The following is an 18905-nucleotide window of genomic DNA, read 5'->3' as shown; positions in this document are numbered from 1 at the left end:
TTTAAAGTACTGTAAAATCCGTAATCAGTTGACTCTGGTTACGGATTTTTTTGATCATCTCTCCTATGCTTTACGTAGGCCTAACTAGAAGATTCTTTAACGCAAGGAGAAAGCGAAGTGAAAGCATCCGATTTATTCGTAAAAGCACTTGAAAACGAGGGTGTGAAGTACATTTTCGGCATTCCCGGCGAAGAAAACCTGGACTTACTTGAGTCCCTGTCAAAATCTGATATCGAACTGATTTTAACCCGGCATGAGCAGGGCGCAGGTTTTATGGCTGCTACTTATGGCCGCCTGACCGGCAAACCCGGGGTGTGTCTTTCGACCTTAGGGCCGGGTGCAACCAACCTGGTTACACCGGTGGCCTACGCACAACTCGGCGCTATGCCTATGGTTGTGGTTACCGGGCAAAAACCCATAAAGGAACGGCATCAGGGTCAATTCCAAATCATTGATGTGGTCGACATGATGACGCCTATTACCAAATACACTCAGGCGATTATTAGCGCCAGCAGTATTCCGGCGCACATCCGTGAAGCTTTCCGTCGTGCTGAGGACGAACGCCCAGGCGCTTCTCATCTGGAACTGTCAGATGATATCAGCCGAGAGGAAGTCAGTAGTCTCCCGATAGAACCCAGTCATTCGCGCCGACCCATTACCGAGCACAAGTCGGTTCGCCACGTACTCGAGCTGCTGCGAGAGGCCAAGCATCCGGTATTGCTGATAGGGGCTGCTGCCAACCGGAAAATTACAGCCAAAATGCTGCGCGCCTTTGTTGATAAAACCGGTATTCCCTTTATTACCACACAAATGGGTAAGGGCGTTATTAACGAAGACCACCCGCGCTGGCTTGGTAATGCCGCGGTTTCCGATGGCGATTATCCTCACCGCGCCATCGAAAAATCTGACCTGATTCTTAATGTAGGTCACGACGTGGTGGAAAAGCCGCCCTTTATGATGAAAACCGGCGACAACGATAACCGTAAAGTTATACATATTAATTTTCAGGGTGCTCAGGTTGACTCAGTTTACTTCCCTCATGCCAGCATGATCGGCGATATTGGGAATAGCATTTGGCAATTGAAAGAAGGGATTGAGCCGCAGAGTCACTGGGATTTCGACTTTATGCTAAAAGTTCGCGATCATATGCGCGACCATACTGATGAAGGCGCTCATGACGACAGCTTTCCAATGTTACCGCAGCGTCTGGTAGAAGATGTGCGTGAAGCGATGCCAGATGACGGTGTTATTGCGCTGGATAACGGCATCTACAAAATTTGGTTTGCACGTAATTACCCGGCTCGTCAGCCGAATACCGTTCTACTGGATAATGCCCTTGCCTCAATGGGTGCAGGATTACCCTCGGCCATGGCTGCGAAGCTGGTTAATCCGGAAAAGAAAGTTATGGCAATATGTGGCGACGGCGGTTTTATGATGAACTCGCAGGAGCTTGAAACCGCGGTGCGCATGGGGCTGGATATTGTTGTCGTTATCTTAAACGACAGTGGCTATGGCATGATCAAGTGGAAGCAGCAGCATATGAAGCTAAGCGACTACGGCTTAGATTTCAATAACCCGGATTTTGTGAAATATGCAGAGTCTTACGGCGCTAACGGTTACCGTTTAGATAAAACCGAAAACTTGATACCGCTGTTAAAAGACTGCCTGAACAAACCCGGCGTACACCTTATTGATGTACCCGTGAACTATTCACAAAATGACCGACTGCTGAACGAGGAAATCCCCGAACGCAGCCGCGCCATTAAAGATATTTAAGAACGGTTCGGATCAGTATCCGCGAAATAAGGGTAGTCGTTTAACTTATCGACAAAGGCCTGAAGTCGCGGATACTTATCTAAGTTAAAACGCTCACGGAAAAGCCCCCAGCTAAGGAAACAACCTAAACGTAGCTCTCCGTCACTAAAGGGATGAGGCCCTTCATAAGCCACCGCATGCTCTTTATCTTCCATCAGTTGCAGTATGTCATCAATACGCTGCTGTTGGCGTTTAACATACTTAACACTGTCAGCTGTTACGCCTTCTCTCTCCAGCAAAAACACGTTAATTGCCGAGTCCATCGCCGTATTGACCAGACAGTACTGATCAAAATCTTTTACATCGGCAAAGAAGCGCTCATCCGCCTTGTCCCGCACGTATTTGAGAATGCTGGTAGAGTCGTGCAGGCGCAAATCATTGTGGTGAAGAAAGGGAACCTTTTTCGCCGGACTTAATTTGGCACTGGTTTCAAAATCCGTTTCGGTAAATGAAAACTTTGTCTTGGTTTCAAGTAAAGCAATACGGCAATGTCTTACGAACGGCGAGGTATAACTTCCGAACAATTCCATGATCTTCTCCTGTTAATGGTCTCGACAAGCTTCGTCAGGGTATTCCAGTTCAATGGTGGTATGAGCTAATTCAAACGCTGCCAGCTGCTGTGATATTTGCTGCTTTAACAGTGCGCGCTCTGAACATTCCAGTTCTTTTGATACCACAATATGCGCGGTTAATACATGACGCTCGCCATCCAACGACCAAAAATGCAAATGATGGGCGTCATCAACCAGTTCCAGCGAGGTCAATTGCTCACGTATTTTCCGGTACACTTCGGGGTCTGGTGAGGCCTGAACAAAGAGCTTAACGGTAGAACCCAAGTGACGAAGAACGTTAACCAGAATGAACAAAGTGAAGCCAATGGAAAGCAGAGGGTCAAGAATAGGCCAGTCGACAAAGATTAAGATAATCGACACGATTAAAACAGCAACCCAGCCCAGAACGTCCTCTAGTAAGTGCCAGTTAAGTACGCGTTCGTTTAACGATTTACCATGAGACAATTTAAACGCCGCATAACCATTCACAATAACGCCGAATACCGCCAGTAACGCCATACCCTCCGCCATTGGCATTACCGGGTTCCATAAACGGGGAATGGCTTCAAATAAAATCCAGATTGAGCCTGCAGTCAGTACAACCGCGTTAATAAAAGCGCCAACCAGAGATAAGCGTTGATAGCCATAGGTAAAGGTCTGCGTGGCATCTTTACGACTGAATTTATCCAGCAACCAGGCCATACCAATAGAAATGCTGTCGCCGAGATCGTGCACCGCGTCAGCTAAAATGGCCGTACTATTGGTTAATATCCCACCGATAAATTCAATAACGGTAAAGCACAGATTAAGGAAAAACGCCCAACCAATTCGCTCCGATGAGCTCTCGTGGTGATGATGGTGATGGTGCATAAAGCTCCTTATTACCAATGTTAGCACCCATTCATCTTAATACTAAGCGAGTCAGAATTCGACATCAGAGATTTACTGTTATAATATAACATTACACTTAAACACAATAACTGAGTTGTCTTGGACCCATGAAATACCAAACAGTTACCTTAAGTTTACTCTCTATCATAAGTATGGGCTCGTTTGCGCAAGAACAGGAGTCTTTCGAACACATTGAAGTCAATTATCGTCAGGCTTACCGCGGAGATGTTCCTGTTTCAGAAATTCCTCAGGCAATTACTACGCTGGACCGCAGCCTGGTGGATGATATTAATATTTCCCGTTTTCGCGATATTTTGCTGTTTTCTCCGTCAATTGCTTTGCAAAACGACGGCGGTAACTTATGGGACAGCTACTCCATGCGCGGGTTTCCGGGCAACGAAAATGTACCTACTGGTTATTTAGTTAATGGTTTCTCCAGTGGTCGCGGATTCGGCGGGCATCGGGACGTTTCCAATATTGAGTACGTAGAAGTTCTGAAAGGCCCGGGCTCTGCACTGTATGGCCGCTCGGACCCGGGAGGGGTAATTAATGTAGTTACTCGTAAACCACAATACGCGCCGGAAGGATACTTAAAGACTTCCCTTGGCAGCGATGACCGCTATCGTATTGAAGGTGACTACACCAGCGGCCTTAGCGATAGCCTCGCCATGCGGATAAACGGTGCAATACAGGACGACGACAGTTTCCGCGATCATGTCAGCAGCAAGAAAAAGGTTATTAACCCGTCGCTGCGCTGGCAACTGGATAAAGACACCTCCATACTTTATTCGTTTGAGTTCATGCAGCAGGAGCAGTTGTTTGACCGCGGCATTGTCGTTTTAGATAACAACATTAAAACTGTTCCACGAGAACGCTTTCTGGGCGAACCAAGTGATGACCCTACTAAAATCAATTCACAAGGCCACCAGTTAACCTTTGAGCACTATCTGCAAAACGACTGGTTTTTAACCGGTGGTATTAATGCCAGAAGCACAAAGTTGGACGGCTACTCGTCAGATGCCGAGCTATCCGGCTCGCGCCAGAAACTATTTGAAGACGGCCGCACTCTGACACGTCAGCATCGCCGTCGTGACTATGACTCCGATGATTTATCAGTAAGGTTGGAATTAAGCGGTAACACAGAGCTGTTCGGTATGACCCATCACTTATTGATGGGAGCCGACGCATACCGTTATGACTTATACACCTTATTGGCTCGCGCCCGTCCGGAGCCAGGCACTTACGAGCTGGATATTTTTAACCCTCAGTATGGCGCAGCTAAACCAGAACTCCAGACTCAATACATTAACGATGAGAATCAAAAGGGCTTCGGTTTGTACGTGCAGGATCAACTTGAGCTTAATGACCAGTGGCATCTACTGCTGGGTTTAAGGCTGGATCAGTACACACAGGAAACCTTAGAGCTGGTTTCAGGTACGGAATCTGAACAGGATGACAGCCGGGTTAGCCCACGCGTTGCACTGAGCTACTTGCCAACGGATAACTTAACCCTGTATGCCAGTTATTCAGAAGGCTTTGTTCCTATTAGCGGCACCGACTTCGAAGGTCAGGGTTTTGACCCGGAAGAGAGCGACTCAGTAGAGCTGGGCATGAAATATTCCGCTCATGGCTTTCGGTTAAATGCGGCTGTTTTCGATGCCACCAAAACCAACATTCTTACGGATGACCCGGCTCACCCAGGCTATCCAGCCACGCTGGGCGCAGCAACCAGTAGAGGGTTTGAAATAGAAGGGGGCATGTCGCTAGGCAGTTACACCGATTTACAGGTTGCCTACAGCTACATAGACAGTGAAACAAAAAATGATATTACCGTTTACGACTGGGGCGTCAATGTCCCTGCCGGTAGTGACCTGGTAAATATTCCTCAGAATACCTTTAACGCCATGGTTAAACACGACCTCAGACACTGGCAAATTAATGCTGATATAGGGCTTACTGCTCGCTATGTGGATGACCGTTTAGGCGCTACGGTCGATCAGTCGTATCGTCTGCCCAGTTATCAGGTGTTTGATCTGTTCTATACACACCGGTTAACCGACAACACTGAATTACAGATAAACGTTGATAACCTTTTTGACGAGTATTACATGTCGAACGCCTACTCTGCGCTTTGGACAACACCAGGAGCCCCAAGACAGTTTTCAGTGAGCCTGACTTATGAATTCTAAAACTATCACGCAAAGAATTAACAGTATTGATGCGTTGCGTGGGCTGGTCATTATATTGATGTTGCTGGACCACGTACGGGAGAGGTTCTTTTATAATCACCCGGTTGCAGACCCTATGATACTGGAAACTACGGAGCCGGGCTTATTCTGGAGCCGTTTTGCCGCACATTTTTGTGCGCCCATATTTGTGTTTCTAACCGGCCTTTCAGCCTGGTTGTATCAGCAAAAGCATGACGGTTCGCCCAGCGTCGCCCGTGAGTTTTTATGGAAGCGCGGACTGTTCCTGGTGATATTGGAACTTACGGTCATCAACTTTTCATGGTTTGGCGCCTACGAAACACTGTACCTGCAAGTAATATGGGTTATTGGTCTGTGCATGCTCATTCTGGGTGCCTGCGTTAATTTACCGTACCGGCTTCTGTTTGTGTTGGGTCTGCTTATTGTTGCCGGGCATAACGCGCTGGACTTTATCCACCTTAAACCGGGTGAGTGGGGCTATACAGCCTGGACCATTCTTCATGACCGCGGCTATATTTTACAGTCCGACGCATTATCAATACGAGCCAGCTACCCGTTACTGCCGTGGATAGGCGTTATTTTGCTGGGTTATGCGGCCGGACCTTTGTATTCCAAATCCTTCTCATCTGAGCGCAGAGCCTATTGGTTATTAGGGCTAACGACGTTTTGCCTCGCCGGCTTTCTGTTGCTGCGTGGTTTTAATATCTACGGCGAGACACAGGCCTGGTCTCAGCAAGAGAGTTTAGCCGCCACCGCGCGGGCTATATTCAATGTGACCAAGTACCCGCCATCGCTGAATTTTCTGCAAATAACCTTTGCCGGCATGTTTGCCATGCTTTACCTAATGGAGCGCTTACAAGGAAAGTGGACGGAAGTTCTGACCGCTTTCGGTGGCGCACCCATGTTTTTCTACATAGTCCATCTTTACGTTTTATTGCTGCTTTATACTCTGGCTACCGCAGTTTTAGGGGCGCCGGAGGAAGGCTTTATGAGTCTGCCCAACATTTATTGGGTGTGGTTAACCACCATTGTACTGGCCGCCTTACTGTATAAGCCAACGCAAGTGTTTAACCGATACAAACGTCGCAGCAATAAAGCCTGGGTGAAATATTTATGATGGTTAAGGAGAAAGGCATGAGTGACAGACTCGGTATATTTTTCTCTGGCCTGTGTTTTGTTCATTGTCTGGCAACGCCAATACTGCTTATTTTTCTGGGGACAAACTCGTTAGCGAGTGTTCTGGAAACGCCTTTGTTCCACCGGCTATTATTGCTGCCGGTGTTAACCATGGCGATATTTCAGGGGTATTATGCCTGGAAAAACCCGCAGGCGAAGCTCAGTCGGGTACTACTGCCGCTTGGTTGTTTAGCGGTCGTTATCGCCCAGTTTTTTCATGGCCCAATTGAAATCTTACTCACTATTATTGGCTCGCTTACCTTAATTAGTGGTCACTTTTTTCATTTAAAGCACGAGCACTGCGCAGATCAGAACTGACCCGCGCTACTTGTAAGATAAAAGCCCATTCCGCCTAGCAGCCAAAGAACACTGATACCACACAGCCCATTCATAACCTTGTCACCTAAAGACGAACCGCCGCCATGGTCATGATGATGGTGGTGTTCGTGTTCTTTTTGCTTCTGCCGCCAAAGCACAACCATAACCACGCTCAGCAGTAAGAAAATAAGGTTGAGAACAAAACCATAGTCCAACTTAAAGTGCTGTTGTTCTGCCGGAGAGGACCACTGCGACGCATCCGGCAGTAGATCAAACGCCAGTAAACCATAATGCATAGCTAAAGACGCCGCTACCAGGCAGGTAAATAGCATTAAGGTAATATACAGTGCCATTTTCCAGCCATAATAACGCGCATTAATTTTAACAACCGGCAGTACAATTAAGTCGGAGAAAATAAACGCCATAACCCCGGCAAAGGCCACACCTTCACCAAACAAAACGGCCGCTAATGGAATGTTGCCCATAGAACCAATAAAGGTGAAAAATGCAGCCACCGGACCCACTATCGCTTGTTGAAGTAACGACCAGAAACCCGGGTCACCCTCTGTACCCACACCAATAAACAACCATTCAAAAAACGCACTAGGCAAAAAGGCTGAAATAACGCCGGCAACGGTAAAACCAATGAGTACGTCTTGCCAGACCATTTGCCATTCCATTACGTACTTTTGGCCAACTTTCTGCCAGGTATCCTTACTGAAAAGATCCGATAATGTGCTCTCGTGTTGATGTTCGTCGTCCTCTTCGTCTTCTTTTCGCGCATTCTTAATTAGGTTTTTAGGGTTGGTTAGCGTAATAAAGAGCCAGACGAATAGAATTAGCAACAACCCGCCAACGTATTCACCAACTACAAACTGCCAACCAAGGAAAATAGAAATAACAAAACCCAGTTCAATAACCAGATTCGTGGAGGCCAGCATAAACGCCATTGAAGCACTGAACGCAGCCCCTTTGTTAAACAAAGCCCGGGTGGTTGATAGCGCAGCAAAACTGCAGGAACTGGAGATAAAGCCAAAGAAAGTACCCAGCGACACAGACTTAAGATCATTGCCGCCCATAGCCTTGCGCATTCGCCGCTTAGTGATAAGCACTTGGATTAAGCTACTGATTAAATAACCTAATACAAACGCCCACAGCGCCATCCAGAAAAAACCCAGGCTGGTATAGGCCGACTCACCCCATAGCGATAGAAAATTCTCCATGCTGGCTCCTTGGTCTGGTTAAATTATTTTAGAATTCAGCAGATTAAAATAAAAATATGACTACATTCAAAATAGTAGCTTACGTTAAGCCTGTCCAAAATTGATCAAAACGCCTTGTTCCGTGACAGTCTCGTGACGTTTTCTTAAAAGAGCACTTTTGAGCCGCTTTCGTGTAGCCCCTTTTCATTTCCAGTTAAGCTGAGCTTTTAATAAGAGTCTTTGAGTGTTCTTTATAGAAGCGCTGGCGGAAAAACCAGGCGGAACATACCATCAACACGCTACCCAGAAGAGCCGTAAAGTAAGCGCTCTCTAATAGAAAGTTTAGCCAACTTAGCTTTATTTCAAAGAAGTTACGGTACAGCAGTATACCGACGGTTCCCGCATAACCCATAGCATCCGCGATATAAATAAGAAATCCGGCATTAGCTTTGTCGTTTATCATCGATAACATGCGATCGAAAATAAGACAGTTAAAAGGAACATAAGCCAGATAAATCCCAATAGTTAGCGCTATCATCCATGATGAACCTGAAATTCCACCGCTTTGATAGAATAAGCTGCTAACACCTAAGAGAAGAAATCCCCCAATAACCATCAGATGGTTAACCATAAATGCCCGAAAATTGTTTTTAATCCACATTATCGAGCTTAGCAAAAGTAGAACAGTCAATGACGTATACAGCGCAACGGAAGAAAATATTGCGGGTCTGTCGCCATACCCTAGTTCTATCCATATTTCTGCTGCAAAATTGTCACTGAAGTCGCGCATAGCGGTCAGTAATATATAACTGACGACCATGCAGCCCAAACCTATCGAGTATTTCCGCACTAATTGGATCCTATCTTCGGATGTCATTGGCTCCCTTTTATGGCGTTCCTCTTTATCCTGGTGTGTCGGCGGGGGAATCCTGGAAAGAAAATATACGGAAATGAATAACGGGATAGTAAAAATAGCGCCCGTGGCAGCCGGCATCCAGTATTCGCTGACTTGTAAGTCCAGCATCAGGTATTTACCGACGGTTTTTACGACACCAGAAGACACAATGAAACTAATAGATAAAATAGCACCCAAGACTTCCGTGGTTCTTCTTCCCTCTAAGTAACTGAAGACCAGGCCCCAGATTATGCCTAACGGTAAACCGTTAAAGAATAGCGCGACTAGCTTCCAGTTCCCCGGCGCAACGGCAAAAGCCATAAGTGAGCACTGTGCTGCCATTACCAACGTGAGAATGGCAACACTGCGATAATTTGCCGTCATTTCCGATACGACTTTAATACCGACAAACTTGGATAGGGCGTAACCTAATACCTGCGCAATAATTAATGCACTTTTGAAATCGATCCCTGCAACGAACTGAGCCTGTTCGTAGCTTGCCACGGCAAAAGGCTTCCGGAACGCATACATACAAAAATAGGTCGAGAAAGCGGCACTTGAGGCGTAGAGAATAAACCAGAAGGTGTTACTGCGCTTTGTATTCTTAGTGAGAGAAACCATAAGTGCCATTCCTACCATTGTGAGAACGGCCAATATTACGCGCAGAATATGAAGAATTTATGTTACTACCCGACGCTAACCTGATAGCGGGTTAACGGCTACAAATAACCTCCACTTGGGCATTATCGAGTGCAGATTTCAACGGGTCTTCGGGCGGTTTATCACAAACTATCGTATCAATTTGGTCAAAATCGGCCAGATGAACGGAACCAGCCCCACTAAACTTTGAAGAATCGGTCAGTACGACTTTTCGGCGAGCTCTATCAAGAAGTGAACGCTTAAAATTAGCCTCATCAATACTGAAATCAAGTAGCCCTATGTCGGAATGAATACCACCGATAGACAGAAATAGCAGATCGGGTGTGAACTGCCGAGCCTGAATAATAGCTTCCCGCCCGAAAGCGGCCCGGTAATCTGGATCAATTTGTCCACCAGTAAATGCTAACCGCCAATCATCGCGACCAATGACTTCATTTGCTACATCCAGCGAATTTGTCACTACCAGTAACTTCTTAGGTTTGGTCAACATTCTTGAAAACCAGTAACTGGTTGAACCACAGTCAATAAAAACCGTCATCCCATCTTCGACTAATTCGGTAGCTTTCTCTCCAACTTCTTTTTTAGCCGCAGCATTCAAACTTACGCGCCCTTGGTATGGGGGCTCTAGAGTTGAAGTGGAAAGACGAACTCCACCATGCACTTTAACCACTCTGCCGGTAGTTTCTAACTGCCGTATATCACGTCGTATGGTTTCTTCTGACACCTCAAAACGCTGTGAAAGATCGACAACAGACATTGATCTATGAAGCCTAATCAACTCCAACATAGTGATTAAACGCTCAGACATATTCACATCCATCCCCACACGTTTATTGGTTGCGCGCATGTAATTCAATGAGTTAACAAGTTGCTACTTTAGAGCAGAAGTAAATCTTAATCCACTTCCAACATTAAAAACCACATAAACTCACATTATTAATAATTAATACAACAAAATATCACACCACTGTCACATTTTAATTCTATATTGGCCTCGCTCAAAATCATAGCTGGAGGTGAAAGGTCATTTTGGTCCTATTACTTCCACGTTTAGCATACCTGGGGAGATACACATGAACGGCTACAAACGATTTGCACTTTCACCATTAATACTGGCAATAGCCTCAGCATCAGCGATAGCTGATCAGGATAAAGAAGAAACGAGTAAAAAAGACGAACAAATGGAAGAAATCATTGTTGTAGGTAAGAGACAGACTTTCGCCTCAAACACGGTTTCAATGGATATGATTTCACGTCGTCCAGCCAATGCTTCAGTAAACACTGTTGTACAGGAATTACCCGGAGTTATTGTACAGGAAGCTGATACCTTCGGTTCATCTGACTGGATGACTAACATCCGAATGCGAGGCTTTAATACCAATAACGGGCAAATTGGTACAACGCTTGATGGCTTACCAAACGGCGGCTCAAACTACGGCGGCGGTAGTAAAGCGAATAGATTTATTGACGTGCTCGATCTTGAAACCGTGGAAGTCAGTCAGGGAACGGCGGATATCAGCTCGAGATCAAATGAGGCATTAGGTGGAACACTGAATTTCATTACTTCCGATCCATTAATGGAAGAAAACTTAAGCTTACTCTATATGGCAGGCGACCAGGACGCGAGTAAGTACCGTTTCCGTTACGACTCAGGTGAAATTAGTCCAGATACCTACTTCTATCTCAGTGGCTCATCTTCGCAAAATAAGGACGTTTGGGATAATGAAGCTATCACGGAGAAAGATTATCTTACGGGTAAAATCACAACCATTATTGATGGGTTTCATATTACAGGCTTCGCTACCTACAATTCGGCTAATGAAAACGAATATGAATATGTTTCTTTAGAAGATTATTATGAAAACCCTCGTCACGACGGATTACACATGAACTGGACCGGAATTCCTGGTCTTGATGAAAACTATCGCGATGGCTGGCGTGCACTGCGTGATAATTCATTTTATAGTTTTCAGGTCGAAAAAGACTTTGGCAACTTTTCATTCAATACCGCCGTTTATTATCACAGAATGAAAGGCCGTGGTGACTGGATCCCTCCCTACATTACCGATGTCGATGGAGATGGAAACCTGGATAACGAACGCTCCGGTAACACAATTTATGGCGATTACGAGGGTGACGATATCTTTTTCGTTAACGCCGGTACAAATGTACCAGGTACATTGATTGACTCTTGCACTGGTCGATATGGTTTAGACGCTGAAAAAGATCCCAATTGTTATGATGGCAATGTCGAAGGGGTTGGCTCATATCGTACGTCAAATTATGCCAATCATCGTTATGGCATAACGGGGGATGTTTCCTACGACTTTGAAACTGGCAACATACAACATACCTTACGCAGCGGGTTTTGGTATGAAAACTACGATGCCGATGTAACGCGCTCATGGCATTTAGTTGAGAACTCGGCAATTAGCCCGGAATTCAATGAAACCCCTTACTGGATTCAATATAAAACCGAAGCAAACACTAAAGAACTCATGTACTACGCTCAGGAAAAAGCGGTTTTAGGCCCGCTGAGCGCAAGTCTCGGCGTAAAACAATATCAGGTCGATACTACGGTTGATCACTTCTATAACGATGACAGAACGGGTCAATTAGACTCCACTTCAGATCCGTTACTCTACGCAGGGTTAACCTATACAACACCGGTTAATGGTTTAGAGTTATTTGCCGGCTACTCTGAAAACTATAAATCCATTGTTCCTGGTATCATTGATTCCGGTTTATCTAATTCAGAACTGGGTGGCATTGATCCTGAAACGGCGGAGAACATTGAGTTAGGCTTCCGTTATATCAACAATGGCTTTAACGCAGCGGTTACCTTATACGACATTAAATTCGATAACCGAATTGTACAATTGGATACTAGTGTATTGGATGGTATCGATTACAAAGAAGAAGTCGACGGCAGCTATGTGAACGTTGGTGGTCAGAAGAGTCGCGGCGCTGAACTGCTCACCTCATATCAAGTTACCAGCGGCCTGAGAGTTTCTGGGTCTTATACCTATAATGATGCTGAGTACCTTAGTACAGGTGATACCGGTCTTGACCAAGACGCAGAAATTCGGGCTGGGAACCAAGTATACGGCGGACCAAAAACTTTCTTCACCATCGCAGCTGATTATGTCGGTAGCAACATAACGAGTGGAATCTCTCTGCGCCATATTGGGGATAGATTTATCAACTTTGAGAACTCAGCCACCGCGCCTGGGTATGAAGTGGTAGATGCCTACATTGGTACTGATATTCAGGGTGTTTCCTCCAGCATATCGGCTCTTCGCCTGCGTTTGAATGTGAATAACCTGCTCGACGATGAGTATATATCGGCTGTTGGCAGTAACAGTGTTTATCCCGGTTCACCAAGAACGGTGACTTTCTCTGTTAGTGCTGATTTTTAACCAGATGTTAGGTAAGAGGCATTAGATTTCGAAATCTAATGCCTCTTCAAGGAGTTACTTCTATGGTCGATATTAGTCGCCGTCGGTTTCTTTTAGGGGCAGGAGCTGCCAGCGTAATGGCTTCTTTTCCCGCAATATCAAGAGCTTTGGCTATTCCTGCTGCGGTACGTACTGGCACGATAAAAGATATTGAGCACGTGGTTATTCTGATGCAGGAAAATCGGTCTTTTGATCATTACTTCGGTACCTTGTCAGGAGCACGAGGTTTTTCCGACCCTTATCCTGCACCAGCTAAATCGTTTGACCAAATCAAAGACCGTACGATATTCACGCAATTAAACCAAACTGAAATAGGCCCTAAATTTGTCACCCCATTTGCGTTAAATACACGCCAAACATTCGAACATATGCGTGTAGAAGGCACGCCTCATTCCTGGCCAGATGCGCAAGCGGCTTGGGATAACGGGCACATGGATCGTTGGCCAGAAGCAAAAAATCTGCACTCAATGGGTTACTTTGAGCGCGCGGATATGCCATTTCAGTACGCCTTAGCCGATGCCTTTACACTATGCGATGCTTACCATTGTTCTATGCATGCGGGAACCAACTCCAACCGTTTGTTCCTCTGGTCCGGAACCAACGACGGGCAGGCCCAATTTGGTGGGCCGAGTATTGGTAACTCACATGACCGTTTACCTGAAGATGGTGGTGCAGCCATTCCATACACCTGGACAACCTACGTGGAAAGGTTGCAGGAAGCAGGTGTAAATTGGCGTATTTATCAGGATATGTCGGATAATTTTACGGACAATCCGCTTGTCGGGTTTGCTGCGTTTCAAAACTCAGTAGCAGGTAAGCCAGGTTCAAATCCAGAGCTCGCAAAACGAGGGTTAACGACTCAGGCTTTAGACCAGCTGCGAGAAGATATTATGGAAAATAAGTTGCCTTCTGTATCTTATATTATAGCAACAGCGGAAGGTTCCGAGCATCCTGGACCATCTAGCCCGGCACAAGGGGCTGCATATACCTCAGAGGTATTAGACGCTCTAACGGCGAATCCTGAGGTTTGGGCAAAAACAGCATTGTTTATCATGTTTGATGAAAACGACGGATTTTTCGATCACGTACCGCCACCAGCACCGCCTTCAGAAGATCCAGCATCACCCGGCGGATATGCAGGCCATTCTCAGGTGTCTACCCGAGGGGAGTATCATACTCATCGATCCGAAGCGGATGAGTCGTTGGAAGTACAAGACTACATGGGAAGACCCTACGGATTGGGACCACGCGTTCCAGCCTACGTAATTTCTCCCTGGAGTCGGGGCGGCTACATTAACTCGGAAGTTCTCGATCATACTTCGGTTATTCGTTTTCTGGAACAACGTTTCGGTGTTTTAGAACCCAACATTAGCCCCTGGCGACGGGCTGTTTGTGGTGATTTCACAAATGCTTTTGACTTCGTAAATCCAAACAGGGACTTGCCGTTAGCTTTTCCTGACCCCACAGCTGACGCAAAAAGGGCAGCGGCACTGCCAAAAAGAACAACGCCTAAACTTCCGATTCAACAGTCGATGCCTGCCCAGGAACCGGGTATGCGTCCACACCGGCCTAGCCTCTATAAGCTGGATTTAGAGTGGGATGAGCTGCCGGAAACCAATACATTGAAGCTGACCTTCATTAATAAAGGCAAGCACGCTGCTGTATTCCATGTTTACAACCGACTGAATCTGGACTCAATTCCGCACCGATATACTATCGAAGCCAAAAATAAAACGAGCAGAGAGTGGACGCTAATTGAAGATGCTTATGACTTGCAAGTCATGGGGCCAGAAGGTTTTCATCGTCGCTTAGCAGGAAAACATTCTGAAATACAACCCGGAAGAGATATTAGCTTTATCAGTGACGGCAAGTACTGCGGCCTATTGGCTCGTAGTGACGGCTTTACCTACTATCTTGGACAAGACGTTGATACGAAAAAAAGGCTGCCTCAAGGACAGGTCGTTCATATACCGACGGACAGTAATCAACGCTACGATGTCTCAGTGACGAGCACCTCATCTGATTCTTTTCTTAGACAATTTGCCGGCCGCCTGAATCGTTAAGGTGTACTTAAGGACGTACTTTAATAATGACAAAACCAAAGCTTACTGTATTTGACCTTGATGGCACCCTGGTTGATTCAGATAGTGCGCAGGACTGGATGTACTTTTTACGAAAAAACTCTTGGCCTTACAGCAAAGAAGCGACTGAGATTTGCAGCGAAATCATGCAGGATTACAGTAGCGGACGAATGAATATGAAGGATTATATGCAGGCATGGGTTTTACCCATAAAAGGTAAACGGGTTACTGAAATCAGAACTCTGGCTGCCGAATTTGCTGAACACTATATTAAGCCTCGCATTTATACAGAAGGTATGCGTAAAGTCAGGGAGCATCAGAAAGCAGGAGACATTCTTCTGGTTATTTCTGCCAGCCCCACCATTATAGTAGAGCCCATTGCTGCTCTTTTTGGTATTCAGTATGTTATTGGAATCGATATTGAGGTCTCTAGCAATAAGTTCACACAAAACCTAATAGAGCCATTTAGCTTTGGAGAAGGAAAAGTTGCTCTTTTAAAGCAGTGGCAAAAACAGCACGACTTAGAAGACTTACCGTTAGGCTGCATATATAGTGACTCAATTAACGACGTACCATTACTGGATTACGCGCTTAACAGCCATGTTATAAATGGTAACGAACAAATGCGCTCAATTGCGAAAGAAAACGACTGGCATACTCACGAGTGGAGCATATAAGCTCAAAGGTCAGTTCGTTTTCTTGTTTTAATGAAACTGACCTTTGCTTTAAAATTCTATTCGCTGCAGCTCAGAACATTTTCCCCATCCAGGTTAAAACCCTCTTTCCATAAAGCGGATATTCCAACGTCAAGGAAGTAAGAGCAGGCATTACTTTCAAACTCCTGCTGGCTGATTTCACCCTCTGAGCCGTCTTCATAATATTCCTGCACAAACACCGCTTTGTTATTTTTCAGGAAAGTGTCCTCGTAACTCACGCATTCATTTCCGTAGGCATAACACTGTTCGTTTACGGCAAAATCAAAGTCATTAACCAGTTCATTCAGTTGGTCTACATCATTCTTTAAACCAATGCTTAACCCTCGCGAGTGTGCGGCATTGGCTAACCATTTATTGTAATTTAGCTGATCATCGTAAGTGATAATGCCTTTTGTCTCGTCAGTGTTTATATAGCCGTCGACATTGTCGGGTTCAACCGCATCACAACCTGCAGATTGAGCTAAGTCCAGACGCGCTTCCATAATGGGTTTGATGTTTTCATTCAGGACAGCCTCATTGTTTATGTCCAGCCATACTTCACCCGGCCAGTCCGCCATTTCACCGTTGGCAATAACCGCGTCTTCCGAAAATTCAGTCGCATCGGGCCGCCAGTCTTCACGGGTTCCGGCACTAAAATAACAAATAACCCGTTTACCGTTGTCCTTTAATGAACTGATAATACTGTCGTCACCACCCTCGGCACCTTCAAATAAGTCGATATCGAACGCCTCGGCGTCCTTGCTTATATCCAGGTTATCGTAGTTCTCCAGCTGCCAATGCCAGCTTGTTCCTGGCTTGGGTTGCCATATGCCGGATTCTTGGTGATCCGAGCTTTCTGAAGACGAATCAGAGTTACAAGCGGTTAGTTGCGAGCAGGCTAAAACCAATAAACTTGCAGCAAAACAGTTTCGGTAAAACATTGGTGTCATTCCTTAGGTGATCCTTTAGAGATTATCGAGCTTTGCCGGATGGGCGGCAACCTTATTTGAATAACCGACCCTAGAAACTAAGTTTAGGTTCGCGAACCCGCTATCTGGATATTATTTTAAAGGTTAATTAATATACTGGGTGAAAAGTTGATTCAGACACAACGGAATGAGAAGTTTCAGAAGGAGACGCTATGTTAACCAAAGCTTTTTTTGCCCCTTTTTTAACAGCTAGCTTGCTGCTGATATCGGTATCGACGACAGCACAGTCAGTTTCGCAGAAAACCGATATGCTCCCCAATAAATCGAATACACCCGCTTGTAAGCTTCTGACAGAAAAAGACGTTCTGGATCATATTCCCACCAGCGAAGGCGTTCATATAGCAGAAGAAAGAGCTGAGCAAGGTTATTCAACCTGCGTTTGGGTACGAAATGATCTGGATCCTGACTTGGCCACCAAAGAGCCATTTCAGTTGACTGTATCCTGGGACTACCACGACCATGAAAGTGACAACATGGGAGGCTATGTATTAACCCAAGCTCGTCGATTAGGTGAGCCAGTCTTAGGCATTGGCGATGAAGCACACTGGATGCAAGGCGCAATGCCAACACTGGCGGTCTGGTATAAAGAACAAAGCGTGGCTATACAGCTTTTAGGAGGAGAGCCTCAGCGAAAAGGTAGCAAAATTTTAGCCAGCAAAGCATTACGTCGGATAAAAGCCGGTAATATTGCTCAAACGAATTAGAGCTGTTAATCCCCAGGCGTTGACTCGTTGTCACTGCTTCAATAAAGTTATTATCACTAAGGTAAGGAAGTAAAAACCTTTAAGTTTATCTTAAACACAGGAATATGACTGATGAAATCAACAGGAATAATGTTTGCAGCCGCCCTTACTTTAAGTCTCTCCGCTAATGCACAAACACCACCTGAACAGTCGATGGATAAGCCATGGGAATCTTTGTATGAAAACCCAGGTAAAACACCTTATGACAACGACCAGTCTGAGCATGGCAAGCTGCTGCAGGCCCGTTGGAAAAGTTGCTCTGGTATGGTTTTAAAAACCAATATGGTCGCCAAAACAGTGGCTGATCTTAAAGATAACCCGGACGACTACTACGTAACCGAAGAGCAGAACCGCAAACAACTGGAGCGCTTCTTTCCCACGACTTCCGGTACCTACCAGGACGCCATTAACGAAAAAATATTAGCCTTAGGCTATGAACACTGGAAAATGGGCCGAGGCGAAGCCGACAGCTCACCGGAGCTGTCTCAATTAGTATGGGACTGGTGTACTAGTCAGCCAGCCAAAAATTTTAAAGGACTGTGAGTTTCTCGTTTAGTAGCGTTATCTAAAAAAGAAGAAATATTCCCCTCTTAAATCAATTAAGGTATAGCTGCATGTTAAGTAAAAAAAGCACTCTATTTTTGTACGCTGTACCTTTTATTATTAGTTTACTTTCTTACTTTTTTCAGTTCAGTTTCATAAATGAAGTTACTGGAAATAACGGAATAGGGTTGATAGTAACAGGCATCTTATCACTGTATTTTATCGTCATAACGTTACTCGCTTTCAGTTTAAAAGAAGCCGTCACCCCATTACTGTCGTTAGCTATACTGGCTCTTATGTTTTTACCTGTTAGACAAAATATTTCTGTCGTCAGCACTTTAAAATCAGATTCCAAAATCTATTGGATAGAGCGCTCGTATTTCACAAGCTTTTTGAGTGTTCATAAAGCTAATAATGAAATTATAACGAAGCCTGAAAGAGTACGCTTAATAGAAGATGTTGTTTACGAGGCACAGCTTAAAGCCATTGAAGGGGAAGTTTACTTAGTCTACAAAGAAAACGAGAATGACCCTGACATTTCAGAAAAAATCTAAAAATGACTAAATTACAGGTTCTAATCCTTGAAGAGAGTGTTCAATATTCTGTGTCAGCCAAGTTTTCATAAATCTATGTGGCCATCCAGTCGACCTTCAAAGTGGATGGTTAGCTGAGACAGTGTCA

The 18905-nt window shown here is 45.3% G+C and carries 16 protein-coding genes; 10 read left to right on the top strand and 6 right to left on the bottom strand.

Translation table 11 applies throughout. The annotated features are described in order from the left end of the window. Positions 1-117: 117 nt before the first annotated feature. The gene (locus DEU30_RS13025; protein WP_034819491.1) at positions 118-1776 is read left to right on the top strand and encodes an acetolactate synthase large subunit; all 1659 of its coding nucleotides are present in this window, start codon (positions 118-120) and stop codon (positions 1774-1776) included. Here the strand turns inward: DEU30_RS13025 and DEU30_RS13020 are convergent. Then, positions 1773-2345 carry a glutathione S-transferase family protein gene (locus DEU30_RS13020; protein ID WP_034819489.1) on the bottom strand — a complete coding sequence of 191 codons (573 nt, stop codon included), beginning with the start codon at positions 2343-2345 and terminating at the stop codon, positions 1773-1775. The genes DEU30_RS13025 and DEU30_RS13020 overlap by 4 nt on opposite strands. Positions 2346-2357: 12 nt before the next feature. Further along, on the bottom strand, positions 2358-3236 hold the full coding sequence (locus DEU30_RS13015; protein ID WP_034819486.1) for a cation diffusion facilitator family transporter: 879 nt from the start codon (positions 3234-3236) through the stop codon (positions 2358-2360). 128 nt (positions 3237-3364) lie between these two features. On the opposite strand from DEU30_RS13015, the gene DEU30_RS13010 reads away from it, so the two are divergent. The 3 genes from DEU30_RS13010 to DEU30_RS13000 are packed head-to-tail and all read left to right on the top strand — an operon-like array spanning position 3365 to position 6958. Further along, on the top strand, positions 3365-5446 hold the full coding sequence (locus tag DEU30_RS13010) for a TonB-dependent siderophore receptor (protein WP_114982434.1): 2082 nt from the start codon (positions 3365-3367) through the stop codon (positions 5444-5446). Then, a complete protein-coding gene (locus DEU30_RS13005; RefSeq protein WP_011235812.1) occupies positions 5436-6581 on the top strand; it encodes a heparan-alpha-glucosaminide N-acetyltransferase domain-containing protein in 1146 nt (381 codons plus the stop codon). The genes DEU30_RS13010 and DEU30_RS13005 overlap by 11 nt, the downstream gene beginning before the upstream one ends. A gap of 17 nt (positions 6582-6598) precedes the next feature. Beyond that, complete coding sequence (locus tag DEU30_RS13000) at positions 6599-6958, top strand: MerC domain-containing protein (RefSeq protein WP_011235813.1); 360 nt, start codon at positions 6599-6601, stop codon at positions 6956-6958. On the opposite strand, the gene DEU30_RS12995 is transcribed toward DEU30_RS13000, so the two are convergent. The 3 genes from DEU30_RS12995 to DEU30_RS12985 form a co-directional block, all read right to left on the bottom strand. Then, the gene (locus DEU30_RS12995) at positions 6949-8181 is read right to left on the bottom strand and encodes a permease (protein ID WP_011235814.1); all 1233 of its coding nucleotides are present in this window, start codon (positions 8179-8181) and stop codon (positions 6949-6951) included. The genes DEU30_RS13000 and DEU30_RS12995 overlap by 10 nt on opposite strands. A gap of 193 nt (positions 8182-8374) precedes the next feature. Further along, positions 8375-9676, bottom strand: coding sequence for a DUF5690 family protein (locus DEU30_RS12990; protein WP_011235815.1), 1302 nt, complete (start codon positions 9674-9676; stop codon positions 8375-8377). 91 nt (positions 9677-9767) lie between these two features. Then, a complete protein-coding gene (locus DEU30_RS12985) occupies positions 9768-10502 on the bottom strand; it encodes a DeoR/GlpR family DNA-binding transcription regulator (protein WP_279512853.1) in 735 nt (244 codons plus the stop codon). A 286-nt stretch (positions 10503-10788) separates the two neighbouring features. Here DEU30_RS12985 and DEU30_RS12980 point away from each other — a divergent pair, with 286 nt between their 5' ends. From DEU30_RS12980 to DEU30_RS12970, 3 genes are all read left to right on the top strand, one after another. Then, the gene (locus tag DEU30_RS12980; protein WP_011235817.1) at positions 10789-13134 is read left to right on the top strand and encodes a TonB-dependent receptor; all 2346 of its coding nucleotides are present in this window, start codon (positions 10789-10791) and stop codon (positions 13132-13134) included. Positions 13135-13196: 62 nt separating this feature from the next. Then, on the top strand, positions 13197-15236 hold the full coding sequence (locus DEU30_RS12975) for a phospholipase C, phosphocholine-specific (RefSeq protein WP_011235818.1): 2040 nt from the start codon (positions 13197-13199) through the stop codon (positions 15234-15236). 26 nt (positions 15237-15262) lie between these two features. Continuing rightward, positions 15263-15931, top strand: coding sequence for an HAD family hydrolase (locus DEU30_RS12970; protein WP_011235819.1), 669 nt, complete (start codon positions 15263-15265; stop codon positions 15929-15931). Positions 15932-15987: 56 nt separating this feature from the next. Here DEU30_RS12970 and DEU30_RS12965 read toward each other — a convergent pair whose 3' ends face one another. After that, positions 15988-16890, bottom strand: a complete 903-nt coding sequence (locus tag DEU30_RS12965; RefSeq protein WP_011235820.1) for a polysaccharide hydrolase — start codon at positions 16888-16890, stop codon at positions 15988-15990. Positions 16891-17090: 200 nt separating this feature from the next. Between DEU30_RS12965 and DEU30_RS12960 the strand changes: the two genes are divergently transcribed. From DEU30_RS12960 to DEU30_RS12950, 3 genes are all read left to right on the top strand, one after another. Continuing rightward, on the top strand, positions 17091-17642 hold the full coding sequence (locus tag DEU30_RS12960) for a hypothetical protein (RefSeq protein ID WP_011235821.1): 552 nt from the start codon (positions 17091-17093) through the stop codon (positions 17640-17642). A gap of 111 nt (positions 17643-17753) precedes the next feature. Beyond that, positions 17754-18224, top strand: coding sequence for a hypothetical protein (locus DEU30_RS12955; RefSeq protein WP_034819481.1), 471 nt, complete (start codon positions 17754-17756; stop codon positions 18222-18224). Positions 18225-18295: 71 nt separating this feature from the next. After that, a complete protein-coding gene (locus DEU30_RS12950) occupies positions 18296-18778 on the top strand; it encodes a hypothetical protein (protein ID WP_034819479.1) in 483 nt (160 codons plus the stop codon). The last annotated feature ends 127 nt before the right edge of the window (positions 18779-18905 follow it).

Source organism: Idiomarina sp. 017G (genome assembly GCF_004362265.1).
Lineage (GTDB): Bacteria > Pseudomonadota > Gammaproteobacteria > Enterobacterales > Alteromonadaceae > Idiomarina > Idiomarina loihiensis.
The sequence above is the reverse complement of the archived record's forward strand: the minus strand, read 5'-3'. Positions and strand labels throughout refer to the sequence as shown.